Below are 24,671 nucleotides of genomic sequence, written 5' to 3'. Positions count from 1 at the left end.
CCCACAGTGGAATTAGCCCGCCTTGAGGACGTTGTGCGGCACTGAGCACACCTCATCCAGAAACTTCACCACGGTCCCCATGCACGCCTGGCGCTCTTCCACGTGGGGCATGTGGCTGGAATCTTCAAACAGCGCCCAGCGCACGTCCGCGATCTCATCCAGAAACGGCTTGACCACCAGTGGCGTCGCCTCGTCGTGTCGGCCGGAAATCACCAGGGTCGGCACATTGATCGCCGACAGGCGGCCAATCACATTCCAGTCCTTGAGGCTGCCAATCACGTGAAACTCGGTCGGGCCGCTCATGGCGTGGTACACCGTCGGGTCGGCGTCCACCGCTGCGAAGGTGCGGGCCACTTCTTCCGGCCACGGGATGACGCGGCACACGTGCTGGTCATAAAAAATCCGCGAGGCGGCGAGGTATTCCGGGTCCTGGTAGGTGCCGGCCTGTTCGTGTTTGAGCAGGGTTTCGTGCACGCCTTCAGGCAGCAGTTGGCGCAGGCGGTTGGCTTCGCTGACCCACGTGCGCATGCAAGTGGGTGAGTTGGCCGGGATAAACGCGCGCAAGCCCTTCGGCTGCAGAATCGCGTGCTCGCTGCCGAGCATGCCGCCCCAGGATTGCCCGAGGATCGCGTAGTTGTCGCTGATCTGCAGGTGGTCCAGCAGGTTGTTCAACTCTTTAAGGAACAGGCCGATGGTCCAGAACGACGGGTCTTTGTCCGGCAAATGGGTGGAGCGGCCATTGCCCAACTGGTCGTAGTGAATCACCGCATGGCCGCTGGCAGCCACGTCTTTGAAGGCGTCGACATAGTCATGGGTGCAGCCGGGGCCGCCGTGGATGATCACCAACGGTGTACGGCCGGTGGTCAGGTCGCCAGTGACGCGGTACCAGGTCTGGTAGGCGCCGAATGCCGCATAACCTTCGCGGACTTTCTCGATGAATTCCATTTCGTACCCTGCTCTGAAAAAAAAGGATCAGGGATACGATAGTCCGCACACGAAGTTTAAGTAACTAGCAAAACAGCTAGGTTTTGCCGAAGGTTCAGTCTTCCAGCAAGCGGTAATGCGTGGCGCGAACCACCGCCTGCACGCGGTTCTTGGCCCCCAACTTGTGCATCGCCGAGGCCAGGTGCAGGGTGACCACCGCCAGCGAGCGGCTCAACTGGGTGGCGATTTCGGCAGCGGTCAGGCCATCGGCAGCCCATTTCAGGCATTCACGCTCGCGTTTGGTCAGGCGAATATGCGGGTAAGTGCGCAGCTCTTTGCTGAACAGCGGGTAGGCCGCTTCCTGCAGGGCATGGGTAATCAGGCTGAAGTCCGCCAGGGTCTGCTGCGCATCCTTCAACACCGTGCTGGCTTTGCCGGTGCGCAAGCCGGTGAGTGACGCGAAACCACCGCGAGGCAGGTGAATCGGCACGCTGACGCCGCAGGTCAGTTGGCGCTCATGCAGGTAAGAAGACACGGGGGCGTGGCAGGGGTCGATGATTTTTTGCAGCGCGGTCTGGGCTTTTGCCTCGTAGGACCATACGAACGGGGACACCGTGCTCAGGGCCAGGTGTTGCACCGGGTCGATCTGGTAAAACCCTTCGCTGCACCATAACGCATGCCAGTCGGGCGGCGTGTTGCGCAGCTCCAGCACCGAGGGCGTGATCAGCGAGCCGTCTTGGTCGATGGGCACCGGCGTGTAGTCGTACACCAGCGCGTCGAAGCCCAGTTGCTGGGCCAGGATAAAGGTATTGTCCATCTGTTCATCCAGGCTCCTGCCCGGCATCAGACGATTATTGAAGGCAGTCAGCCTGGTCAGCATCCGTTCTGCTCCCGAATTCATTTGAATCTCGACTTGCGGCAAGTAGAATGCCACGCCCCGGCGAAGGACTGCCAGGCCAAACCTATAAGAAATACTAGGTTATGGACGCACGGCATCCTCGGTAGTGTTGGCCTGATAAACGGCCGCTACCCGCCAGGCCGATACAACACAAGGAATGTATGCATGTGGCGTGAAATTGCCCCCGACCAGCAGTACAACGTGCAAGTCGACGGCCATAACCTCGTGGTCTACAGCTTTGGCGCTGGCGATGAGGTGCTCTTGTGCCTCAATGGCGGCCCGGGCCTGCCGTGTGACTACTTGCGCGACGCCCATGGCTGGCTCAAAGCGCATAACCTGCGAGTGGTTGCATTCGACCAGCTTGGCACCGGCGCATCAGCCAGACCGACTGATGTTTCCTTGTGGGAAATCAGCCGTTATGTCGAAGAAGTCGAAACCGTGCGCCAGGCCCTCGGCCTGGGCCGCGTGCACCTGCTCGGGCATTCCTGGGGCGGCTGGCTGGGCATCGAATACGCCATCCATTACCCCGATGCGCTGAAAAGCCTGATCCTCGAAAACACTGTCGGCGACATCCCGCACCTGTCCCAGGAACTCGAACGCCTGCGCGGCGCCCTCGGCAGCGAGACCGTGGCCATGATGCAGCGTCATGAAGCCATGGGCACCCTGGACCACCCGCAGTACCAAGCCGCCATCACCTTGCTCAACTACCGCCACGTCTGCCGCCTGGATGAATGGCCGGAGCCGGTCAAGCGCTCGCTCGGCGACTGGAACATGGGCCCGTACGAAACCATGCAAGGCCCCAACGAATTCCTCTACATCGGCAACCTCAAGGACTGGAACCGCATCCCCGAGATGGCCGAGTTCAAGATGCCGATCCTGATCACCACCGGCCAGCACGATGAGCTCACGCCCGCCTGCGCGCATCGCATGAAGCGGGCCGCCAGGCATGCCGAGTTGCACGTGTTCCCCAACAGCAGCCACATGCCTTTTTATGAGGAGCCCCACGCGTACTTCCCGGTGCTGCTGGACTTCCTCGCGCGTCACCGGGGCTGACGGATGAACCTGGCGCGCTACCGTTTTGTGCTGTCCCGGCCGCTGCAATTGCTGCCGGTGCTGTTTGGCATCAGCCTGATCACCTTTGTGCTGGTGCGCTCGATCCCGGGCGACCCGGCCCGGGCCTTGCTCGGCTCGCGCAGTACGCCGGATGCCTTGCTGAAAATCCGCGCCCAATACGGCCTGGATCAGCCGTTGTGGCTGCAATACTTCTACTTCCTCAAGAACCTGCTCAAGGGCGACCTCGGCCAATCGCTGCTGTACAAAGTCGATGCCTTGAAGCTGATCGTCACCCGCATCGAGCCGACCCTGGTGCTGGTGCTTGGCAGCGTGCTGCTGGCGCTGGTGATTGCGCTGCCGTTGGCGACGTGGGCGGCGCGTAATAAGGGCGGATGGGCGGACAACCTGATTCGTGTGTTCACCACCGTCGGCCTGGGCATGCCGGCGTTCTGGCTGGGCTTGATGTTGATTCTGTTGCTGAGTGTGAAGTGGGGCCTGTTCCCGGTGTCTGGCTACGGCCGCACCTGGCTGGACAAGGCCCACCATATGCTGCTGCCGTGCCTGACCATCGCCCTGGCGCTGTCGGCGGTGCTGGTGCGCAACCTGCGCGCGAGCATGTTGATGGAATTGCAGGCCGATCACGTCACCGCCGCGCGGGCGCGTGGGCTGTCGGAGGCCGCCGTGTTCCGTCGGCATGTGTTGCCCAATTCGCTGGTGCCGGCGGTCAACCTGCTGGCGGTGAACATCGGCTGGCTGATCAGCGGCACGGTGGTGATCGAAAGCCTGTTCGCGATTCCCGGTATCGGCCAATTGCTGGTGCGCGGCATTTTCACCCGTGACTACATGGTGGTGCAGGGCGTGGCCATGGTGCTGGCCTGTGCGACGGTGGTGGTCAACTTCGTTGCCGACGTGGTGACGGTGGCCCTCGATCCACGGGTGAAGATGCAATGAGCGGCCGCCCACTGATTGCTCCGTGGCGTTTGCGCCTGCGTTTTGGTTTTCGCAATGGCCGGCTGACGGCGGCGTGGGGCCTGCTGATCCTGCTGGTGTGGTTGGCCCTGGCGCTGTTTGCACCGTGGCTCGCACCCTTTGACCCGATTGCGCAGAACACGGACATCAGTTTGCTAGGGCCTGGCCTGGCGCACCCGTTCGGCACGGATAACTACGGCCGGGACATCCTTTCGCGCGTGATCTGGGGCGCGCGCATCGACCTGCAACTGGCCATTGTCGGGGTGATTTTCCCGTTCATGATCGGCACCTTTGTCGGCGCGGTTTCGGGCTACATCGGCGGGCGCTTCGACAGCTTCTGCATGCGCGTGATCGACGTGATCCTGGCATTCCCGTTTCTTGTGCTGATGCTGGCGATCATGGCGATCCTTGGCCCAGGTTTGAAAAGCTTTTATATCGCCATGGCGCTGGTGGGCTGGGTGTCGTATGCGCGGCTGATCCGCTCGCAGATCCTGGTGCTCAAGGAAAGCGAGTTTGCGCTGGCCGCCAAAAGCCTGGGCTTTGGCCATGGGCGCATTCTGTTCCGGCATTTGCTGCCCAATGCCATGTTCGGTTCGATTGTGTTTTCCATGTCTGACGCCGTGCTGGTGCTGCTCAATGGCGCCGCCGTGAGTTACCTGGGTCTGGGCGTGCAACCGCCAACCGCCGAGTGGGGCACGATGGTGGCCGAAGGGCAGGCGTTTATCACCACGGCCTGGTGGATTTGCACCTTTCCAGGCCTGGCCATCGTCACGCTGGCCATGGGCTTCAGCCTGCTCGCCGATGGCGTGGCGCAAGTGTTGGGGGATCGCGCATGAGCCTGCTGCAAGTGCGTGACCTCAGCGTGATCGCCAACAATGCCGGGCGCGATGTCACCTTGGTCGACCGCGTGTCCTTTGATTTGGCCGAGGGTGAAATCCTTGGCCTGGTGGGCGAGAGCGGCTCGGGCAAGACCCTGGCCTGTCGCGGGTTGATGCGCCTGCTGCCCTCGCCCAACTTGCGCGTGCAAGGCGCTGCTGTGCGCCTGGCCGGGCAGGACCTGTTGACGCTGGACGAGGCCGGCATGCGCGCCGTGCGTGGCGGGCAACTGGGCATGATTTTCCAGAACCCCAGCAGCCATCTGGACCCGTTGATGCGTATCGGCGAGCAGATCGCCGAGGGCATTCGCCTGCACCAGGGCGCGTCGAAAAAAGACGCGCGCCTGCAAGCCATCGACGTGCTGCGCCAGGTCGGCATTCCCGATCCCAAGGCGCGGGTCGACAACTACCCCCACGAGTTTTCCGGCGGCATGCGCCAGCGCGCGATGATCGCTGTGGCGTTGGGCTGTAATCCTGAAGTGCTGATTGCCGACGAGCCGACCACCGCCCTCGATGTCACCGTACAGGCGCAAATCCTGCGCCTGTTACTGGAGCTGCGCGATCAGCGCGGCCTGTCGATCATCATGATCACCCACGACCTCGGTGTGGTGGCGCAAACCTGTGATTCCATCGCGGTGATGTACGCCGGGCGCCTGTGCGAGCACGGCAGCAAATACGAGTTGCTGGCCAACCCGCAACACCCATACACCGCCGGCCTGATTGATTGTCAGCCTGCCCACAGCAGTGGGCACGCGTTGCTGCGCACGATTCCCGGCCAGCCGCCGTTGCTGGACGCATTGCCGCAAGGGTGTCGCTTCAACCCGCGCTGTGCGCAGGCGGGCGCCTTGTGCACGCAGTTGTTGCCCCAAGGCGCGCGGGTGGCGTGCCACTATCCCTTGGGAGACCGATCATGAGCCTGTTGCAGATCAAGGACCTTGAGGTGCGTTTCGCGGCGCCCGGTACGGGCCTGTTTAGCCTGCATAAACAGTGGGTGAGGGCGGTCAATGGTGTCTCGCTGAACCTGGCCGCCGGTGAAACCCTGGGGCTGGTTGGCGAGTCCGGCAGCGGCAAGAGCACGCTCGGCCGGGCGATCCTGCACCTCAACCCGATCAGCGCCGGCCAGGTGCTGTTCGATGGCGTCGACATGGCCCATGGCAGCGCTATTGATATCGCCCGCCTGCGCCATGAAACCGCGATGATCTTCCAGGACCCGTACGCCGCGCTGAACCCGCGCCACACCATCGGCGAAACCCTTGCCGAAGTGTTGCGCGTACAGCGCAAAGTGGCGCCGCAGCAGATACCGGCCCGCGTGAATGAACTGCTCGATCTGGTCGGCCTGCGCCCCGAATTGGCCAGCCGCAAACCCGGCTCTTTAAGCGGCGGCCAGTGCCAGCGTGTCGGTATCGCGCGGGCGCTGGCGGTGGAACCGCGCTTGATCATCGCCGATGAATGCGTGGCGGCGCTGGATGTGTCGATCCAGGGCCAGATCATCAACCTGTTGCTGGAACTGCAGCAGCGCATGAACCTGGCGATCCTGTTTATCGCCCATGACCTGGCCATCGTGCGGCGCCTGTGCGACCGCGTGGCGGTGATGTACCTGGGCAAAATCGTCGAGGAAGGCCCGGTGGAAGCGGTGTTTACCGCACCGCGCCATCCGTACACGGCGGCGCTGATCGAGGCGATCCCCGAGATCGATCCGCATCGGCCGTTGCCTGCAGAACCTTTGCCCGGTGAGCCACCGAGCCCGCTGAGTTTGCCCACAGGCTGCGCCTTTCACCCGCGTTGCCGGTTCGCCCGAACGATGTGTTCCGTGGTGTTGCCGCCGACGCATTTCCTGCACGAGCATCGATACAGTTGCGTGCTTGAAGCGCCACTCACCCTTTCTGCCATTCATGAACAAGGAGTTATGACATGCAATCGCGCCACTTGAAGTTGCTCGCCGCTGCTACGTTGACCGCGTGGTCCCTTACTGCCGGCCTGGCCCAGGCCGCCGGTGTGCTGACCATCGGCTGCCGTGAGGACAGCACCACGTTTGACCCGATCAAAAGCGCGCAAAACCGCGACACCTGGGTGTTCGCCAACGTCTACGACACGCTGGTGCGCGTGGATAACCTGGGCACCAAGATGGAGCCGGGCCTGGCAGAAAGCTGGGATATTTCCAAGGACGGCCTGACCTACACCTTCAAACTGCGCGAGGCGAAGTTCTCCGACGGCTCGCCGATCACCGCCGACGACGCAGCGTTCAGCCTGCTGCGTATCCGCGACAACAAGGCCTCGTTGTGGAGCGACCCGTTCAGCCTGATCAACACGGCCAAGGCGTCGGACCCGCACACCCTGGTCGTCACCCTGAAGACTCCGGCTGTAGCCTTCCTCTCGCAATTGGCGTCGCCGACGGTGTCGATCCTGTCGGAAAAAGCCATGACCAAGATGGGCGAAGACGCTTACTCGGAAAACCCGGTGACGTCCGGCGCGTTTACCGTGGACGAGTGGCGCAAGGGCGACCGGGTGATTCTGAAAAAGAACCCGAACTTCTGGCAGGCCAACAACGTGAGCCTGGATGGCGTTGAGTGGGTATCGGTCACCGACGACAACACACGCATGCGCATGGTGCAGAACAACGAGCTCGACACAGCGATCTTCGTACCGTTCTCCCGCGTGGAAGAGCTGAAAAAAGACAAGAACGTGGTGATCCACTCCGACCCGTCGACCCGCGAAGACCACTTGCTGATCAACCACGCCCACGGCTTGCTGGCCAAACCGCAAGTGCGCGAGGCGCTGGACATGGCCATCGACAAACAATCGCTGGTCAAGACCGCCACTTACGGTCAGGGCACCGTGGCCTATTCCTACATCCCGAAAGGCTCGCTGTACCACTACGCCAACAACCTGCAACGCCCGTATGACCCGACCGCCGCCAAGAAGCTGCTGGAGGCGGCCGGTGCCAAGGACTTGAAGCTCAACTACGTGGTCAACGCCGGCAACGAAGCCGACGAGCAGATTGCGGTGATCATCAAGGACCAATTGGCCAAGGTCGGCGTGACCGCCAACCTGCAGAAAGTTGACCCGACTCAAAGCTGGCAGATGCTGGTGGACGGTGAGTACGATATTTCGGTGATGTACTGGACCAACGACATCCTCGACCCGGACCAGAAAACCACTTTCGTGCTGGGCCACGACACCAACCAGAACTACATGACCCGCTACAAGAACGACAAGGTCAAGGAGCTGGTGGCGGCTGCGCGGATCGAGGCTGATCCGGTCAAGCGTGAGCAGATGTACATCGAGTTGCAGAAACTGGCAAAACAGGATGTGAACTGGATCGACCTGTACTACAGCCCGTACATCAATATCTCACGCAAGAATGTGAGCAACTTCCTGCAGAACCCGCTGGGGCGTTTCACCCTGGAAGAAGTAGTGAAAAACTAACCCCTCCCCAGATACACCGCAAAACAATGTGGGAGCTGGCTTGCCTGCGATGGCATCCACTCGGTATGTCAGATACACCGCGGTGAGGCCATCGCAGGCAAGCCAGCTCCCACTTAAACCAGGTTCCACAGTTTGATTTGTGCTGTGTCAGGTTTTACTGCGCATCAAACGCCTGCCCATTGACGCCCGCGCTGTCCGGCCCCATCAGGTACAGGTACACCGGCATGATGTCTTCCGGCGCCGGCCTTTCCATCGGGTTTTCGCCTGGATACGCCTGTGCACGCATGCTGGTGCGCGTGCCGCCTGGGTTGATGCTGTTGGAACGCACCGACGCGATATCCTCCAACTCATCGGCCAGGGTTTGCATCAAGCCTTCAGTCGCGAACTTCGACACGCCGTACGCGCCCCAGTAGGCACGGCCCTTGCGCCCGACGCTGCTGGAGGTGAACACCACCGACGCATCCTGGGACAGCTTGAGCAGCGGCAGCAGCGTGCTGGTCAGCATGAACATTGCGTTGACGTTAACGTGCATCACCCGCATGAAATTCTCACCGGACAGCTGCTCGATCGGCGTGCGTGGGCCGATGATCGAGGCGTTGTGCAGCAGGCCGTCGAGGTGGCCGAATTCCTTTTCGATCATCGCGGCCAGCTCATCGTATTGATGGGGCAGGGCGGTCTCGAGGTTGAACGGGATCACCACCGGTTGCGGTTGGCCTGCCGCTTCGATTTCGTCATACACCTGAGCCAGGTTGGCTTCTGTTTTGCCCAGCAACAGCACGGTAGCGCCATGGGCGGCGTAGGTTTTTGCCGCCGCCGCGCCAATCCCGCGACCGGCGCCGGTCACCAGGATCACCCGGCCTTTGAGCAATTCTGGACGTGCGCAGTAATCAAACATAAATAGCCTCGACAGAATTCAAGATGTTACAGCTCTTGAAGTGGAATCCATTTCAGGTGGGAGCTGGCTTGCCCGCGATAGCACAGTGCCTGTCTCCAGATGGGCTGGCTGGCAGACCGCTGTCGCAGGCAAGCCAGCGCCCACATTGATCTCAGTGTTGGCGAGATCGTCTAACAATCAGCAACTGCACAGTGCGTTATCCAGCACCTTGCGCAGCTCCAACGGGTGGTCCACGACCACGTCGGCGCCCCAGTTGCGGGGGTTGTCGTCCGGGTGGATGTAGCCGAACGTGACCGCTGCGGTGCGGGTGCCGGCGTCGCGGCCGGACTCGATATCGCGCAGGTCATCGCCCACGAACAGCACGCTGGCCGGGTCCAGGTCGAGCATCTTGCACGCCAGGATCAGCGGCTCCGGGTCTGGCTTGCTGTTCTTCACGTGATCCGGGCAGATCAGCAGCGCCGAACGCTCGGCCAGGCCCAGTTGCTGCATGATCGGTTCGGCAAAGCGCAGCGGCTTGTTGGTGACCACGCCCCAGACCAGGTTGGATTTTTCGATGTCCTGCAGCAGTTCTTCCATGCCGTCGAAGAGCTTGCTGTGGATCGCGCAGCCCTTGAGGTAGCGCTCCAGAAACTCCAGGCGCAGGGCTTCAAAGCCTGGGGATTCCGGGTCCATCGAGAAGGTCACGGCAACCATCGCCCGCGCGCCGCCGGAGATTTCATCGCGGATGTGCTGGTCATTGATCGGCGCCAGGCCGCGGTCGGCGCGCATCGCCTGGCAGATCGCGATGAAGTCCGGCGCGGTGTCCAGCAACGTACCGTCCATATCGAAGAGAACCGCTCGCAACTTCACAGGCTTACTCCTCGCGCAGGGTCTGGATCATGTAGTTGACGTCAACGTCGTTGGCCAGCTTGTAGTGCTTGGTCAGCGGGTTGTAGGTCAGGCCGATGATGTCTTTGACGGTCAGCCCGGCCTGGCGGCTCCAGGCGCCCAGCTCGGAAGGGCGGATGAATTTCTTGAAGTCGTGAGTGCCGCGCGGCAGCAACTTCATGATGTATTCGGCGCCGATGATCGCGAACAGGTAGGCCTTGGGGTTGCGGTTGATGGTGGAGAAGAACACCTGGCCGCCTGGCTTGACCATGCGGAAACAGGCGCGGATCACCGAGGAGGGGTCTGGCACGTGCTCGAGCATCTCAAGGCAGGTGACCACGTCGAACTGCTCGGGCATTTCCTCGGCCAGGGCTTCGGCGGTGATCTGGCGGTATTCCACGCTCACGCCGGATTCCAGCTGGTGCAGTTGCGCGACGGCCAGTGGGGCTTCGCCCATGTCGATGCCCATCACGGTGGCGCCACGCTGGGCCATCGCTTCGCTGAGGATGCCGCCGCCACAACCGACGTCGAGTACCTTTTTGCCGGCCAGGTTGACGCGTTCGTCAATCCAGTTGACCCGCAGCGGGTTGATGTCATGCAGGGGTTTGAACTCGCTTTCGCGGTCCCACCAGCGGTGAGCCAGGGCTTCGAATTTGGCGATTTCGGCGTGGTCGACGTTGCTCATGGTGAATCCTCTAAATCTGATAAATCGGTTTGCAGGTGTTCAAGCGTAGGTGCGAACCCTGCGTTATTCGCTGTGCCCGCTGATGCGTTGGCCCCAGGCAATGGCCGTGGCGGTCAACTGTTGTTCATCCATGCGGGTCAATTGCCGGTCGTCGAGCAACTGCTTGCCGGCGACCCAAAGGTGTTTCACGCAATCGCGTCCGGTGGCATAGATAAGCTGTGAGACCGGATCATAGATCGGTTGTTGCGCCAGCCCCGAAAGATCAAAGGCCACGATGTCGGCAGCCTTGCCGACCTCCAGCGAGCCAATCTCGCTTTCCAGGCCCATGGCGCGCGCGCCGTTGAGCGTGGCCATGCGCAGGGCGCGGTGGGCGTCCAGAGCCGTGGCCGAACCGGCGACGGCTTTGGCCAGCATGGCGGCGGTGCGGGTTTCGCCCAGCAGGTCGAGGTCATTGTTGCTGGCGGCGCCGTCCGTGCCGATCGCCACGTTGACGCCAGCCTGCCACAGACGCTCCACCGGGCAAAAGCCGCTGGCCAGTTTCAGGTTCGATTCCGGGCAATGGATGACGCTGGTGTTGCTTTCTACCAGCAAAGCCAGGTCGTCCTCGCTGATTTGGGTCATATGAACGGCCTGGAAGCGCGGACCGAGCAGGCCGAGGCGGCCCAGGCGCGCCAGCGGGCGTTCGCCGGTCAGCTCGACGGCTTGCTGCACTTCGAAGGCGGTTTCGTGCACGTGCATGTGGATCGAGGCGTCCAGCTCTTCGGCAATTATCCGGATTTTTTCCAGGTTTTCATCGCACACGGTGTACGGCGCGTGGGGACCGAAGGTGATCCGGATGCGCGGATGATGCTTGAGGTCGCCAAACAGCTCGACGCCCTGGCGAATCGCCTCGTCGGCCGTGCTGGCGCCGGGAATCGGGAAGTCGAGGATCGGAATCGCGATCTGCGCGCGCATGCCGCTGTTGTGCACGCAGTCGCTGGCGACCTTGGGGTAGAAATACATGTCGCAGAAGCAGGTGATGCCGCCCTTGAGCTGCTCGGCGATGGCCAGGTCGGTGCCGTCGCGCACGAAGGCTTCATCGACCCACTTGGCTTCGGCGGGCCAGATGTGTTTTTCCAGCCAGGTCATCAGCGGCAGATCGTCGGCCAGCCCGCGAAACAGGCTCATCGCCGCATGGCCGTGGGCGTTGATCAAGCCCGGGCTGAGCAGCATGCCCGGCAGCTCGCGCACCTCGGTGGCGGCCAGCTTCAATGCCGCGGCCCGTGGCCCGATAAAGGCGATGCGACCATCGCGGATGCCCAGGCCATGTTCCTTGAGCACCACGCCGGCAGGTTCGACAGGTACCAGCCAAGTCGGCAGCAGCAATAAGTCGAGCGGGGCGGCAGTGGAGGTCATCGCAGGCTTCTTCCCGGGCAGCTATAAAAGAAGGGCGAAGTATACCCGAGCGTCCTGGCTGGCGGATCGCTATAATCGGCGGCTTTTGTTCATGAGTGCGGGGTAAGGGATGCGCGACCGACTGTTAGCAGCGGAGAAAGTGAAGGCCATCGAATGGCGTGATGGCGCGCTGCACCTGCTCGATCAGCGTGCCTTGCCGTCTCGGGAGTCCTGGGTTGCCTGCACCACTGTGGTTGAAGTGGCCGATGCCATACGCACGATGGTGGTGCGCGGCGCGCCGGCCATTGGTATCAGCGCCGCCTATGGCCTGGTGCTCGCCGCGCGTGAACGCATCGCTGAAGGCGGCGACTGGCAGGCCGCGTGGGAAGAAGACTACGCACTCTTGGCTGATAGCCGTCCGACAGCCGCGAACCTGTTCTGGGCCTTGAAGCGCATGCGCGATCGCCTGGACCGCATCAAGAAGCACGCCGACCCGCTGGCGGCGCTGGAAGCGGAAGCGATTGCGATCCATGAAAGTGATCGAGAGGCCAATGTGGTCATGGCCCAGTTGGGCCTCGAGCGGATTCGCAAGCACCAGGGCAACGCCCAGGCGATCCTGACCCACGGCAATGCCGGCGCACTGGCCACAGGCGGGGTCGGCACGGCCTTGGGGGTGATACGCGCCGCGTTTCTGGAAGGGTTGGTCGAGCATGTCTATGTCAACGAGACGCGCCCCTGGCTGCAGGGTTCGCGGCTGACGGCGTGGGAGCTGGCAGGCGAGGGTATTGCGGTCACGGTGAATGCTGACTCGGCTGGCGCGCATATCCTCAAAACCAAGGGCGTGACCTGGGTGGTCGTCGGCGCCGACTGCATTGCCGCCAACGGTGATGTGGTCGGCACGATCGGCACGTATCAGTTGGCCGTGTGCGCGATGCACCATGGCGTGCGCTTTATGGTGGTGGCGCCCAGCTCGACACTCGATTTGATGATGGCCACGGGCGAAGACGTCGCCCTGGAGGAGCGTGATCCCGGTGAGTTGCTGGACGTCATGGGGCAACGGTTGGATGTGGCAGCTTTGAATCCCGTGTTCGACGTCACCCCGGCTGATCTGATTGATGTGATCGTGACCGAAAAAGGCATCGTCGAGCGCCCGGACACCGCCAAGCTGGCCAAGTTGATGTGCCGTAAGCGCCTGCATTGAGGGGGGGGTGGTGACTGTCAGGCTGCTATCGGGGGCAAGCCCCCTCCCACATTTTGACTGTGTTCACACTTCGAGTGTGGGAGGGCGCTTGCCCCCGATTGGCCTTATAAGTCAATAAAACCCTTGGATCTGCCCTCAAAAAACAGCACCACCCCACCTCTGAGCCCCTCTCGTCGCCCTCAGGCCCGTCATCCGTCAACTAACTATGCTCCATGCGCATCTGGGGGATAGGTGCGTGGCGGCGATTGTGATAACATCCGGCGGTTTCCAGGGCTGCCTCAAGGGGCTGCCCATAACGTGCAGATCCGTGTCATAACTCGTTGATTTGTCGTAAGTCGTTGTCAGGCACTCTGCCGGCAGCGGCGAGCTTCGTTCGTCCCATAGGATGTGACGAGGTTTCACCCGAAAAAGGAATCAGGCTTCTCATGGGCGAACTGGCCAAAGAAATCCTCCCGGTCAATATCGAAGACGAGCTGAAACAGTCCTACCTCGACTACGCGATGAGCGTAATTGTCGGGCGGGCACTGCCTGATGCGCGCGATGGCTTGAAGCCCGTGCACCGGCGTGTGCTGTTCGCGATGAGCGAGCTGGGTAACGACTGGAACAAGCCGTACAAGAAATCTGCCCGTGTTGTCGGTGACGTGATCGGTAAGTATCACCCTCACGGCGACACTGCGGTGTACGACACCATCGTTCGGATGGCGCAGCCGTTTTCCCTGCGCTACCTGCTGGTAGACGGCCAGGGCAACTTCGGTTCGGTCGACGGCGACAACGCTGCGGCCATGCGATACACCGAAGTGCGCATGACCAAGCTGGCGCACGAGCTGCTGGCCGACCTGCACAAAGAAACCGTGGACTGGGTGCCGAACTACGACGGCACCGAAATGATCCCGGCCGTCATGCCGACCAAGATCCCCAATCTGCTGGTCAACGGCTCCAGCGGTATCGCCGTGGGCATGGCGACCAACATCCCGCCACACAACCTCGGTGAAGTCATCGACGGTTGCCTGGCACTTATCGACAACCCCGAGCTGACCGTCGATGAGCTGATGCAATACATCCCCGGTCCGGACTTCCCGACCGCCGCGATCATCAACGGTCGCGCCGGCATCATCGAAGCCTACCGCACCGGTCGCGGCCGCATTTACATGCGCGCCCGCTCGATCATCGAAGACATCGACAAGGTCGGCGGCCGTCAGCAGATCGTCATCACCGAGCTGCCTTACCAGTTGAACAAGGCGCGTCTGATCGAAAAGATCGCCGAGCTGGTTAAAGAGAAGAAGCTGGAAGGCATCACCGAGCTGCGCGACGAGTCCGACAAAGACGGTATGCGCGTGGTGATCGAGCTGCGTCGTGGCGAAGTGCCTGAGGTGATCCTCAACAACCTCTACGCCCAGACCCAGCTGCAAAGCGTGTTTGGTATCAACGTGGTTGCACTGATCGACGGCCGTCCGCGCATCCTGAACCTCAAGGATCTGCTGGAAGCCTTCGTGCGTCACCGCCGCGAAGTGGTTACCCGCCGTACCGTGTTCGAACTGCGTAAAGCGCGCGAACGTGGTCACATCCTCGAAGGCCAGGCCGTTGCCCTGTCGAACATCGACCCGGTCATCGCCCTGATCAAGGCTTCGCCGACGCCGTCGGAAGCCAAAGAAGCGCTGATCAAGATGCCGTGGGAATCCAGCGCCGTTGTGGCGATGGTTGAGCGCGCCGGCGCCGACTCGTGCCGCCCTGAGACCCTCGACCCGCAATACGGTCTGCGTGACGGCAAGTATTTCCTGTCGCCGGAACAGGCCCAGGCCATTCTGGAACTGCGCCTGCACCGCCTGACCGGTCTGGAGCACGAGAAGCTGCTGGCCGAGTACCAGGAAATTCTCAACCAGATCGGCGAGTTGATCCGCATCCTCAGCAGCGCCGTGCGCCTGATGGAAGTGATCCGCGAAGAACTGGAAGTGATCCGCGCCGAATACGGCGATGTGCGTCGCACCGAAATCCTTGACGCCCGTCTCGACCTGACCCTGGGTGACATGATCCCGGAAGAAGAGCGCGTGGTGACCATCTCCCACGGTGGCTATGCCAAGACCCAGCCGTTGGCTGCGTACCAGGCCCAGCGTCGTGGCGGTAAAGGCAAATCGGCTACCGGCGTGAAGGATGAGGACTACATTGCTCACCTGCTGGTCGCCAACAGCCACACCACGCTGCTGCTGTTCTCCAGCAAAGGCAAAGTGTACTGGCTGAAAACCTACGAAATCCCGGAAGCCTCGCGTGCCGCCCGTGGTCGCCCGTTGGTCAACCTGCTGCCGCTGGACAGTGACGAATACATCACCACCATGCTGCCGGTCGATGAGTACACCGAAGGTCACTTCATCTTCATGGCCACCGCCAAAGGCACCGTGAAGAAGACCCCGCTGGAATCCTTCAGCCGTCAGCGCAGCGTGGGCCTGATCGCCCTGGAACTGGACGAAGGCGACGTGCTGATCTCCGCTGCCATCACCGACGGCGAGCGTGAAGTCATGCTGTTCTCTGACGGCGGCAAAGTAACGCGCTTCAAGGAATCCGACGTGCGTGCCATGGGCCGTACCGCCCGCGGTGTGCGCGGCATGCGTCTGCCAGAAGGGCAGAAGCTGATTTCGATGCTGATTCCGGAAGAAGGCAGCCAGATCCTCACCGCTTCGGCGCGTGGTTATGGCAAGCGCACCGCGATCACCGAGTTCCCGGAGTACAAGCGTGGCGGCCAGGGCGTTATCGCCATGGTCAGCAACGATCGCAACGGCCGTCTGGTCGGCGCGGTCCAGGTGCTCGATGGCGAGGAAATCATGCTGATTTCCGACCAGGGCACCCTGGTGCGTACCCGTGTGGCCGAGGTGTCGAGCCTGGGCCGTAACACCCAGGGTGTGACCCTGATCAAGCTGGCCAAGGATGAAAAACTGGTCGGCCTGGAGCGTGTGCAGGAACCGTCGGAAGTTGAAGGCGAAGAGCTGGAAGAAGGTGAGGAATTCGACGGCGAGGTGATCGCAGCTGGCGATGACAACGTCGACGAGCCAACCCTCGATGCTGCCGCAGACGAAGAAGAACCGCAGGAATAAGCGGACACACAGGGGGCGGATGAAGATTCGCCCCCTTGTTGTTTGTCCGAACGGAAATATCGACAGCTGTGGAGATCGAGTGTGGGAGCGGGCTTGCTCGCGAAAGCGGACTGACATTCACCAGAGATGTCGCCTGTTGGATCGCTTTCGCGAGCAAGCCCGCTCCCATATTGGATTGGGTGTCGGCTGATATGTTTGTGTGACTACCACCAGATCAGAGTGAGATTGGATGTGAGCAAGAGAGCCTATAACTTCTGTGCCGGCCCCGCGGCGCTTCCTGAAGCAGTCCTGCAGCGTGCGCAGGGTGAACTCCTCGACTGGCATGGAAAAGGCCTCTCCGTGATGGAAATGAGCCATCGCAGCGATGAGTTCGTGTCCATTGCCACTAAGGCCGAGCAGGATCTGCGCGACTTGCTGGACATCCCCTCAAACTACAAAGTGCTGTTCCTGCAAGGCGGCGCGAGCCAGCAGTTTGCTCAACTGCCGCTGAACCTGCTGCCCGAAGACGGCACGGCCGACTATATCGACACCGGTATCTGGGGCCAGAAGGCCATTGAAGAGGCCTCGCGTTACGGCCACGTCAATGTCGCAGGCACCGCCAAGCCTTACGATTACTTCGCCATTCCGGGTCAGAACGAGTGGAAGCTGTCTGCGGATGCGGCCTACGTTCACTACGTCGCCAACGAAACCATCGGCGGCCTGGAGTTCGACTGGGTGCCGGAAGTGGGCGATGTGCCGTTGGTGTGCGACATGTCCTCGGACATCCTCTCGCGCCCGATCGATGTGTCCAAGTACGGCATGATCTACGCCGGGGCGCAGAAGAACATCGGCCCGAGCGGCATCCTGGTCAACATCATCCGTGAAGACTTGCTGGGTCGCGCCCGTTCGGTGTGCCCGACCATGCTCAACTACAAGGTCGCGGCTGACAACGGCTCGATGTACAACACGCCGCCGGCATTTGCCTGGTACCTCTCGGGCCTGGTGTTCGAGTGGCTCAAAGAGCAGGGCGGTGTCGCCGCCATGGGCAAGCTCAACGAAGAGAAGAAGCGCACCCTGTACGACTTCATTGACGCCAGCGGCCTGTACAGCAACCCAATCAACCTCACTGACCGCTCGTGGATGAACGTGCCGTTCCGCTTGGCTGATGACCGCCTGGACAAGCCGTTCCTGGCCGGTGCCGACGCACGTGGCCTGCTGAACCTCAAGGGCCACCGTTCGGTCGGTGGCATGCGCGCCTCTATCTATAACGCTGTCGACATCAACGCGATCAACGCGCTGGTTGCCTACATGGCAGAGTTCGAAAAGGAACACGGCTAATGTCTGAGCAAGAACTCAAGGCCCTGCGTGTACGCATTGACAGCCTGGACGAGAAAGTCCTGGAGCTGATCAGTGAGCGCGCGCGGTGTGCCCAGGAAGTGGCACGGGTAAAAATGGCATCCCTGGCTGAAGGCGAAGTGCCGGTTTTCTACCGGCCTGAGCGCGAAGCCCAGGTGCTCAAGCGCGTGATGGAGCGCAACAAGGGGCCGTTGGGCAACGAAGAAATGGCGCGGTTGTTCCGTGAAATCATGTCCTCGTGCCTGGCCCTCGAGCAGCCGTTGAAAGTCGCGTACCTCGGCCCGGAAGGCACTTTCACGCAAGCGGCGGCCATGAAGCATTTCGGCCACGCGGTGATCAGCAAGCCGATGGCAGCGATTGACGAAGTGTTCCGTGAAGTGGCGGCCGGTGCGGTGAACTTTGGCGTGGTGCCCGTGGAAAACTCCACCGAAGGCGCGGTCAACCACACGCTGGACAGCTTCCTTGAGCACGACATGGTGATCTGCGGAGAGGTCGAGCTGCGTATTCACCACCACTTGTTGGTGGGCGAGAACACCAAGACCGACAGCATCAGCCGCATCTATTCCCACGCCCAGTCACTGGCCCAGTGCCGCAAGTGGCTGGACGCGCATTACCCGAATGTCGAGCGCGTGGCGGTGTCCAGCAACGCCGAAGCGGCAAAGCGGGTCAAGGGCGAGTGGAATTCGGCCGCGATTGCCGGTGACATGGCTGCAGGCCTGTATGGCCTGACGCGCCTGGCCGAGAAGATCGAGGACCGCCCGGACAACTCCACGCGTTTCTTGATGATTGGCAGCCAGGAAGTGCCGCCGACCGGCGACGACAAGACCTCTATCATTGTCTCCATGAGCAACAAGCCCGGTGCGCTGCATGAGCTGCTAGTGCCGTTCCACGACAACGGGATTGACCTGACGCGAATCGAGACACGCCCTTCGCGCAGCGGTAAATGGACTTATGTGTTCTTTATCGACTTCATCGGCCATCACCGCGACCCATTGGTTAAAGGTGTGCTGGAGAAAATCAGTCAGGAAGCCGTGGCACTCAAGGTGCTGGGCTCTTACCCGAAAGCGGTTTTGTGAGGCTTTAACATGAGTGGCAACTTCCTCGCCCTGGCTCAGCCGGGCGTGCAACAACTGTCGCCTTACGTTCCCGGCAAGCCCGTGGACGAGCTGGCGCGTGAGTTGAACCTGGACCCGTCGAAGATCGTCAAGCTGGCCAGCAACGAAAACCCGCTGGGCCCGAGCCCCAAGGTGCTGGCGGCGATTCGTGAGGAGTTGGCCGAGCTGACCCGCTACCCGGACGGTAATGGCTTTGCCCTCAAGTCCCTGCTGGCGGAAAACTGCCGGGTCGAGTTGAACCAGGTGACCCTGGGTAACGGCTCCAACGACATCCTTGAATTGGTCGGCCGTGCCTACCTGGCGCCTGGCCTGAATGCCGTGTTCAGCGAGCACGCGTTCGCCGTCTACCCGATCGTCACTCAGGCAGTCGGCGCCGACGCGCGGGTTATTCCGGCCAAGGACTGGGGTCACGACCTGCCGGCCATGCTGGCGGCCATCGACGCCCAGACCCGCGTTGTGTTTATCGCCAACCCGAATAACCCGACCGGCACCTGGTTCGATGCGCAAGCGCTGAACGACTTCCTGCAGGACGTGCCGGAACATGTGCTGGTGGTGCTGGACGAGGCCTACATCGAGTACGCCGAAGGCAGCGACCTGCCGGATGGCCTGGATTTTCTCGCGGCATACCCGAACCTGCTGGTGTCGCGCACCTTCTCCAAGGCTTACGGCCTGGCGTCGTTGCGGGTTGGCTACGGCTTGTCGACGGCGGTGGTGGCTGATGTGCTGAACCGCGTGCGCCAGCCGTTCAACGTCAACAGCCTCGCCCTGGCGGCGGCGTGTGCGGCGGTGAAAGATGCCGAGTACCTGGAAGAAGGTCGTCGCATCAACGAAAGCGGCATGCTGCAACTGCAGGAAGGTTTTCGTGAGTTGGGCTTGGGCTGGATTCCGTCCAAGGGCAACTTCATTTGCGTCGACCTCGCTCAAGTCGCCGCCCCGGTATTCCAGGGGCTGCTGCGCGAAGGCGTGATCGTGCGTCCGGTGGCCAACTACGGCATGCCGAACCACCTGCGTATCACCATCGGTTTGCCGGCGGAAAACAGCCGCTTCCTGGAGGCATTGGCCAAGGTTCTGGCTCGTGGTTGATGTCACTGCATTGCAACCTGCTGTGCCTATGATCGGTCGCCTGGTGGTGGTGGGTCTGGGATTGATCGGCGGCTCGTTTGCCAAAGGCCTGCGCGAAAGCGGGCTGTGTGGCGAAGTGGTCGGGGTGGACCTGGACCCGCAATCGCGCAAGTTGGCGGTTGAGTTGGGCGTGGTGGATCGCTGTGAAGCAGACCTGGCGCTGGCTTGCCAGGGGGCGGACGTGATCCAGCTCGCGGTGCCGATTCTGGCGATGGAGAAGCTGCTGGCCTTGCTGGCCGGCATGGACTTGGGGCAGGCGATTCTCACGGATGTCGGCAGTGCCAAAGGCAATGTGGTGCGCGCGGCGCAACGGGCGTTTGGCGGCATGCCGGCGCGGTTTGTACCGGGCCACCCGATTGCCGGTTCCGAGCAGAGTGGTGTCGAGGCGTCCAATGCGCAGTTGTTCCGTCGTCATAAAGTGATCCTGACGCCGCTTGAGCAAACCGACCCGGCAGCCTTGGCTGTGGTCGATCGCTTATGGCGCGAGCTGGGTGCTGATGTCGAGCACATGCAGGTCGAGCGTCACGACGAGGTGCTGGCGGCGACCAGTCATTTGCCGCATCTGCTGGCTTTTGGTCTGGTGGACTCGCTGGCTAAACGTAACGAAAATCTCGATATTTTCCGCTACGCCGCGGGTGGTTTCCGCGATTTCACGCGTATCGCCGGCAGTGATCCGGTGATGTGGCATGACATCTTCCTTGCCAATCGCGAGGCGGTGTTGCGCACCCTGGACACCTTCCGCAGCGACCTCGACGCCTTGCGCGACGCGGTCGATGCCGGGGATGGCCATCAATTATTGGGCGTGTTTACCCGTGCGCGGGTGGCGCGTGAACATTTCAGCAAAATTCTGGCGCGCCGGGCCTATATGGAAACTGCTGTGAACGCCGATGAGCAGACCTTCCTCGCCAGCCCGGGTGGTCGCTTGAGCGGACAGATTCGGGTGCCGGGCGACAAGTCGATCTCTCATCGCTCGATCATGCTCGGCTCATTGGCCGATGGCGTGACCGAGGTTGAGGGTTTCCTTGAGGGCGAAGATGCCCTGGCGACCTTGCAGGCGTTTCGCGACATGGGCGTGGTGATTGAGGGGCCACACCATGGGCGCGTGATCATCCATGGTGTTGGCCTGCATGGCTTGAAACCGGCGCCGGGGCCGATCTACCTGGGCAACTCCGGAACATCGATGCGGCTGTTGTCCGGCTTGCTGGCGGCGCAGCGCTTTGACAGTGTGTTGACCGGCGATGCCTCGCTGTCCAAGCGCCCGATGAGCCGCGTGGCCAAGCCACTGCGCGAAATGGGCGCGGTGATTGAAACCGGGCCGGAAGGGCGTCCGCCGTTGACTATTCGTGGAGGTCAGGCATTAAAAGGTCTGACCTATACGCTGCCAATGGCCAGTGCACAGGTCAAATCCTGCCTGTTGCTGGCAGGCTTGTATGCCGAGGGCAAAACGTCGGTGACCGAGCCTGCGCCGACCCGTGACCACACCGAGCGCATGCTGCGCGGCTTCGGTTATCCGGTGCAGGTGCAGGGCGCTACGGTGTCGGTTGAGTCGGGCCATGCGTTGACTGCCACGCATATTGAGGTGCCGGGGGACATTTCTTCTTCGGCATTCTTTCTGGTCGCGGCGTCGATTGCCGAAGGCTCCGAGCTGTTGCTGGAGCATGTGGGGATCAATCCGACACGGACCGGCGTGATCGATATCCTGCGGCTGATGGGCGCGGACATCACGCTGGAAAACCTGCGTGAGGTCGGCGGTGAGCCGGTCGCCGATCTGCGCGTGCGTGCTGCTGCGCTGAACGGCATCGAGATTCCTGAGGCGTTGGTGCCGCTGGCGATTGATGAGTTTCCGGTGTTGTTCATCGCGGCGGCCTGTGCTCAGGGCCGTACCGTGTTGCGCGGCGCTGCAGAGTTGCGCGTGAAGGAATCCGACCGTATCCAGGTAATGGCCGACGGTCTGCTGGCATTGGGCGTGAAGTGTGAACCGACACCTGATGGGATTATCATTGACGGTGGCCTGATAGGCGGCGGCGAGGTGCATTCCCATGGCGATCACCGGATTGCCATGGCCTTCAGTGTGGCGTCGCTGCGGGCGACAGCGCCGATTCGTATCCGTGACTGTGCCAATGTGGCTACATCTTTTCCGAACTTTCTTACACTGTGTGCCCATGTCGGCATTCGTGTTGCCCAAGAGGCTCAATTGTGAATATCAAAGCACCGGTGATTACCATCGACGGGCCAAGCGGCTCGGGCAAAGGCACGATTGCCGGCATTCTGGCCAAGCGCCTGGGCTGGTGCCTGCTGGATTCCGGCGCGCTGTACCGTTTGCTGGCCTTTGCCGCGCGTAACCACGGCGTCGACCTGACCAACGAAGAATCCCTGAAGCTGCTGGCGGCGCATCTTGATGTGCAGTTCGTCGGCGCGACGGAAGGTCATCCGCAACGCATCATCCTCGAAGGGGATGATGTGACCGATGATCTGCGTAACGAACAAGTTGGCTCCTGGGCCTCCCAGGTTGCCGCGCTGCCGGCCGTGCGAGACGCGCTGCTGCAGCGCCAGCGGGCGTTTCAGGAGCCGCCGGGCCTGGTCGCGGATGGTCGCGACATGGGTACCGTGGTGTTTCCAGATGCGCCGTTGAAGATTTTCCTGACCGCCAGCGCCGAAGAGCGGGCGCGCCGCCGTTACTTGCAGTTGAAGGGCAAAGTCGATGGTGTTAGTCTGTCGAGTCTGCTAGATGAGATCCGTGCACGCGATGAGCGTGATACCCAGCGTGCGGTAGCCCCGCTCAAGCCGGCGGCTGACGCCATACAGCTGGATTCCACGGAGTTATCCATCGAGCAGGTGCTGGAACGCATCTTGAGTGAAATCGCCATTCGCGATATCGCCGGGTGACCAAGAAGGCTGCAGGGGACCAGTCATAGTCCTGCGGTGCTTCTTTTAATTGAAACTGACCCACACCGTCTGGGGTGTGGAGATGGGCGTATTCTTCGCCCTTATCAACAGGAATTAAAATGAGCGAAAGCTTTGCGGAACTCTTTGAAGAAAGCCTAAAAACCCTGAACCTTCAGGCAGGCTCCATCATCACCGGTGTTATCGTTGATATCGATTACCAAGCTCGCTGGGTAACCGTTCACGCTGGTCTGAAGTCTGAAGCTCTGATCCCGCTGGAACAGTTCTACAACGATGCTGGTGACCTGACTATCAATGTCGGTGACGAAGTTCACGTTGCTCTGGACTCGGTTGAAGACGGTTTCGGTGAAACCAAGCTGTCCCGTGAAAAAGCCAAGCGCGCTGAATGCTGGATTGTTCTCGAAGCAGCCTTCGCAGCTGAAGAAGTGGTCAAGGGCGTTATCAACGGTAAGGTTAAAGGCGGCTTCACTGTCGACGTTAACGGCATCCGTGCGTTCCTGCCAGGTTCTTTGGTCGACGTTCGTCCAGTGCGCGACACCACGCACCTGGAAGGCAAAGAACTCGAATTCAAGGTCATCAAACTCGACCAGAAGCGCAACAACGTTGTCGTTTCCCGTCGCAGCGTCCTGGAAGCAGAGAACTCCGCCGAGCGTGAAGCTCTGCTGGAATCCCTGCAGGAAGGCCAACAAGTCAAAGGTATCGTCAAGAACCTCACCGATTACGGCGCATTCGTCGATCTGGGTGGCGTCGATGGCCTGCTGCACATTACCGACATGGCTTGGAAGCGTATCAAGCATCCTTCCGAAATCGTCAACGTTGGCGACGAGATCGATGTCAAGGTTCTGAAGTACGATCGTGAGCGTAACCGCGTTTCCCTGGGCTTGAAGCAGCTGGGCGAAGATCCATGGGTTGCTATCAAAGCTCGTTACCCAGAAAGCACCCGCGTAACCGCGCGTGTTACCAACCTGACCGACTACGGCTGCTTCGCAGAGCTGGAAGAAGGCGTGGAAGGCCTGGTACACGTTTCCGAAATGGACTGGACCAACAAAAACATCCACCCTTCGAAAGTCGTGCAAGTCGGCGACGAAGTGGAAGTTATGGTTCTGGACATCGACGAAGAGCGTCGTCGTATCTCCCTGGGCATCAAGCAGTGCAAATCTAACCCATGGGAAGATTTCTCTGGCCAGTTCAACAAGGGCGATAAAATCTCCGGCACCATCAAGTCGATCACCGATTTCGGTATCTTCATTGGTCTGGACGGCGGCATCGACGGCCTGGTTCACCTGTCCGACATCTCCTGGAACGAAGTTGGCGAAGAAGCTGTTCGTCGTTTCAAGAAGGGCGACGAGCTGGACACCGTTATCCTGTCGGTTGACCCAGAGCGCGAGCGCATCTCCCTGGGTATCAAGCAACTGGAAAGCGATCCGTTCTCCGAGTACGTTCAAGAGAACGATAAAGGCGCAATCGTTAAAGGCACTGTGAAAGAAGTTGACGCTAAAGGCGCCATCATCACTCTGGCCGACGATATCGAAGCGACTCTGAAAGCCTCCGAAATCAGCCGTGACCGCGTTGAAGACGCACGTAACGTTCTGAAAGAAGGCCAGGAAGTAGAAGCCAAGATCATCAGCGTTGACCGCAAGAGCCGCGTAATCCAGCTCTCCATCAAGTCGAAAGACGAGATCGAAGAGAAAGAAGCCATTCAGAGCCTGCGCGACAAGCCAGCCTCTTCTGAGCCTTCTGCTGGTCCTACCACTCTGGGCGACCTGCTGCGTGCACAGATGGAAAAACAGAACTAAGTTCTGTCAGACCATAGAAAAAGGGCGACTTCGGTCGCCCTTTTTTGTGCCTGAAATTCGTTGAATCAATACTGAGAACCAAGGTGCGCTGCATAGTGTCAGAACTGGCTATAGTTTTATTAAAAGCACGGTTGTCAGTGATGTTGTTT

20 protein-coding genes are annotated in these 24,671 nt (G+C 61.0%); 14 read left to right on the top strand and 6 right to left on the bottom strand.

Annotated elements, in window-relative coordinates:
• Positions 1-12 precede the first annotated feature (12 nt).
• Positions 13-945, bottom strand: a complete 933-nt coding sequence (locus AACW30_RS19945) for a proline iminopeptidase-family hydrolase (RefSeq protein ID WP_200623164.1) — start codon at positions 943-945, stop codon at positions 13-15.
• Between the two features lie 94 nt (positions 946-1,039).
• Positions 1,040-1,804, bottom strand: coding sequence for a LuxR family transcriptional regulator (locus tag AACW30_RS19940; protein WP_200623162.1), 765 nt, complete (start codon positions 1,802-1,804; stop codon positions 1,040-1,042).
• Between the two features lie 183 nt (positions 1,805-1,987).
• Here AACW30_RS19940 and AACW30_RS19935 point away from each other — a divergent pair, with 183 nt between their 5' ends.
• From AACW30_RS19935 to AACW30_RS19910, 6 genes are read left to right on the top strand one after another with little or no spacing between them, the layout of a single operon-like run.
• On the top strand, positions 1,988-2,875 hold the full coding sequence (locus AACW30_RS19935; RefSeq protein ID WP_200623160.1) for a proline iminopeptidase-family hydrolase: 888 nt from the start codon (positions 1,988-1,990) through the stop codon (positions 2,873-2,875).
• 3 nt (positions 2,876-2,878) lie between these two features.
• Positions 2,879-3,826: an ABC transporter permease gene (locus AACW30_RS19930; RefSeq protein ID WP_119739260.1), complete on the top strand. Its 948-nt coding sequence runs from the start codon at positions 2,879-2,881 to the stop codon at positions 3,824-3,826.
• Entirely contained in the window at positions 3,823-4,680 is an 858-nt protein-coding gene (locus AACW30_RS19925) for an ABC transporter permease (RefSeq protein WP_119739262.1), read from the top strand. Before AACW30_RS19930 ends, AACW30_RS19925 begins: the two co-directional genes overlap by 4 nt.
• Entirely contained in the window at positions 4,677-5,633 is a 957-nt protein-coding gene (locus tag AACW30_RS19920) for an ABC transporter ATP-binding protein (protein ID WP_106576880.1), read from the top strand. The genes AACW30_RS19925 and AACW30_RS19920 overlap by 4 nt, the downstream gene beginning before the upstream one ends.
• Complete coding sequence (locus tag AACW30_RS19915; protein ID WP_200623158.1) at positions 5,630-6,649, top strand: ABC transporter ATP-binding protein; 1,020 nt, start codon at positions 5,630-5,632, stop codon at positions 6,647-6,649. Before AACW30_RS19920 ends, AACW30_RS19915 begins: the two co-directional genes overlap by 4 nt.
• The gene (locus tag AACW30_RS19910) at positions 6,631-8,145 is read left to right on the top strand and encodes an ABC transporter substrate-binding protein (protein ID WP_169368520.1); all 1,515 of its coding nucleotides are present in this window, start codon (positions 6,631-6,633) and stop codon (positions 8,143-8,145) included. The genes AACW30_RS19915 and AACW30_RS19910 overlap by 19 nt, the downstream gene beginning before the upstream one ends.
• Positions 8,146-8,299: 154 nt before the next feature.
• On the opposite strand, the gene AACW30_RS19905 is transcribed toward AACW30_RS19910, so the two are convergent.
• The 4 genes from AACW30_RS19905 to AACW30_RS19890 form a co-directional block, all read right to left on the bottom strand.
• Positions 8,300-9,040, bottom strand: coding sequence for a YciK family oxidoreductase (locus AACW30_RS19905; RefSeq protein WP_200623156.1), 741 nt, complete (start codon positions 9,038-9,040; stop codon positions 8,300-8,302).
• A gap of 177 nt (positions 9,041-9,217) precedes the next feature.
• Positions 9,218-9,889, bottom strand: a complete 672-nt coding sequence (mupP, locus tag AACW30_RS19900) for an N-acetylmuramic acid 6-phosphate phosphatase MupP (RefSeq protein WP_106576876.1) — start codon at positions 9,887-9,889, stop codon at positions 9,218-9,220.
• Positions 9,890-9,893: 4 nt separating this feature from the next.
• Complete coding sequence (gene ubiG, locus AACW30_RS19895) at positions 9,894-10,592, bottom strand: bifunctional 2-polyprenyl-6-hydroxyphenol methylase/3-demethylubiquinol 3-O-methyltransferase UbiG (protein WP_003189760.1); 699 nt, start codon at positions 10,590-10,592, stop codon at positions 9,894-9,896.
• Between the two features lie 63 nt (positions 10,593-10,655).
• Positions 10,656-11,987, bottom strand: coding sequence for a TRZ/ATZ family hydrolase (locus AACW30_RS19890; protein WP_200623154.1), 1,332 nt, complete (start codon positions 11,985-11,987; stop codon positions 10,656-10,658).
• Positions 11,988-12,096: 109 nt separating this feature from the next.
• Here AACW30_RS19890 and mtnA point away from each other — a divergent pair, with 109 nt between their 5' ends.
• The 8 genes from mtnA (at position 12,097) to rpsA (ending at position 24,522) form a co-directional block, all read left to right on the top strand.
• Positions 12,097-13,167, top strand: a complete 1,071-nt coding sequence (mtnA, locus tag AACW30_RS19885; protein WP_200623152.1) for an S-methyl-5-thioribose-1-phosphate isomerase — start codon at positions 12,097-12,099, stop codon at positions 13,165-13,167.
• 425 nt (positions 13,168-13,592) lie between these two features.
• Positions 13,593-16,250, top strand: a complete 2,658-nt coding sequence (gene gyrA / locus AACW30_RS19880; RefSeq protein ID WP_106576873.1) for a DNA gyrase subunit A — start codon at positions 13,593-13,595, stop codon at positions 16,248-16,250.
• Positions 16,251-16,481: 231 nt separating this feature from the next.
• Positions 16,482-17,567 carry a 3-phosphoserine/phosphohydroxythreonine transaminase gene (serC, locus tag AACW30_RS19875; RefSeq protein WP_169368523.1) on the top strand — a complete coding sequence of 362 codons (1,086 nt, stop codon included), beginning with the start codon at positions 16,482-16,484 and terminating at the stop codon, positions 17,565-17,567.
• A complete protein-coding gene (pheA, locus tag AACW30_RS19870) occupies positions 17,567-18,661 on the top strand; it encodes a prephenate dehydratase (RefSeq protein ID WP_003172650.1) in 1,095 nt (364 codons plus the stop codon). Before serC ends, pheA begins: the two co-directional genes overlap by 1 nt.
• Before the next feature lie 9 nt (positions 18,662-18,670).
• On the top strand, positions 18,671-19,783 hold the full coding sequence (gene hisC, locus AACW30_RS19865) for a histidinol-phosphate transaminase (RefSeq protein ID WP_119739277.1): 1,113 nt from the start codon (positions 18,671-18,673) through the stop codon (positions 19,781-19,783).
• Between the two features lie 28 nt (positions 19,784-19,811).
• On the top strand, positions 19,812-22,022 hold the full coding sequence (locus tag AACW30_RS19860; protein ID WP_234452488.1) for a bifunctional prephenate dehydrogenase/3-phosphoshikimate 1-carboxyvinyltransferase: 2,211 nt from the start codon (positions 19,812-19,814) through the stop codon (positions 22,020-22,022).
• Positions 22,019-22,708, top strand: a complete 690-nt coding sequence (gene cmk, locus AACW30_RS19855; protein ID WP_016971485.1) for a (d)CMP kinase — start codon at positions 22,019-22,021, stop codon at positions 22,706-22,708. Before AACW30_RS19860 ends, cmk begins: the two co-directional genes overlap by 4 nt.
• Positions 22,709-22,827: 119 nt before the next feature.
• Positions 22,828-24,522, top strand: coding sequence for a 30S ribosomal protein S1 (gene rpsA, locus AACW30_RS19850; protein WP_064451489.1), 1,695 nt, complete (start codon positions 22,828-22,830; stop codon positions 24,520-24,522).
• The last annotated feature ends 149 nt before the right edge of the window (positions 24,523-24,671 follow it).

Origin of the sequence: Pseudomonas sp. MF6747, from assembly GCF_963890955.1 — a bacterium.
Lineage (GTDB): Bacteria > Pseudomonadota > Gammaproteobacteria > Pseudomonadales > Pseudomonadaceae > Aquipseudomonas.
This window is presented reverse-complemented; position numbering and strand designations above follow the sequence as displayed.

Bases quoted from the DNA above. Each gene is read 5' to 3' on its own strand.
- AACW30_RS19945 (WP_200623164.1), bottom strand. From the start codon at position 945: ATGGAATTCATCGAGAAAGTCCGCGAAGGTTATGCGGCATTCGGCGCC.
- AACW30_RS19940 (WP_200623162.1), bottom strand. From the start codon at position 1,804: ATGCTGACCAGGCTGACTGCCTTCAATAATCGTCTGATGCCGGGCAGG.
- AACW30_RS19935 (WP_200623160.1), top strand. From the start codon at position 1,988: ATGTGGCGTGAAATTGCCCCCGACCAGCAGTACAACGTGCAAGTCGAC.
- AACW30_RS19930 (WP_119739260.1), top strand. From the start codon at position 2,879: ATGAACCTGGCGCGCTACCGTTTTGTGCTGTCCCGGCCGCTGCAATTG.
- AACW30_RS19925 (WP_119739262.1), top strand. From the start codon at position 3,823: ATGAGCGGCCGCCCACTGATTGCTCCGTGGCGTTTGCGCCTGCGTTTT.
- AACW30_RS19920 (WP_106576880.1), top strand. From the start codon at position 4,677: ATGAGCCTGCTGCAAGTGCGTGACCTCAGCGTGATCGCCAACAATGCC.
- AACW30_RS19915 (WP_200623158.1), top strand. From the start codon at position 5,630: ATGAGCCTGTTGCAGATCAAGGACCTTGAGGTGCGTTTCGCGGCGCCC.
- AACW30_RS19910 (WP_169368520.1), top strand. From the start codon at position 6,631: ATGCAATCGCGCCACTTGAAGTTGCTCGCCGCTGCTACGTTGACCGCG.
- AACW30_RS19905 (WP_200623156.1), bottom strand. From the start codon at position 9,040: ATGTTTGATTACTGCGCACGTCCAGAATTGCTCAAAGGCCGGGTGATC.
- ubiG (WP_003189760.1), bottom strand. From the start codon at position 10,592: ATGAGCAACGTCGACCACGCCGAAATCGCCAAATTCGAAGCCCTGGCT.
- AACW30_RS19890 (WP_200623154.1), bottom strand. From the start codon at position 11,987: ATGACCTCCACTGCCGCCCCGCTCGACTTATTGCTGCTGCCGACTTGG.
- mtnA (WP_200623152.1), top strand. From the start codon at position 12,097: ATGCGCGACCGACTGTTAGCAGCGGAGAAAGTGAAGGCCATCGAATGG.
- gyrA (WP_106576873.1), top strand. From the start codon at position 13,593: ATGGGCGAACTGGCCAAAGAAATCCTCCCGGTCAATATCGAAGACGAG.
- pheA (WP_003172650.1), top strand. From the start codon at position 17,567: ATGTCTGAGCAAGAACTCAAGGCCCTGCGTGTACGCATTGACAGCCTG.
- hisC (WP_119739277.1), top strand. From the start codon at position 18,671: ATGAGTGGCAACTTCCTCGCCCTGGCTCAGCCGGGCGTGCAACAACTG.
- AACW30_RS19860 (WP_234452488.1), top strand. From the start codon at position 19,812: ATGATCGGTCGCCTGGTGGTGGTGGGTCTGGGATTGATCGGCGGCTCG.
- rpsA (WP_064451489.1), top strand. From the start codon at position 22,828: ATGAGCGAAAGCTTTGCGGAACTCTTTGAAGAAAGCCTAAAAACCCTG.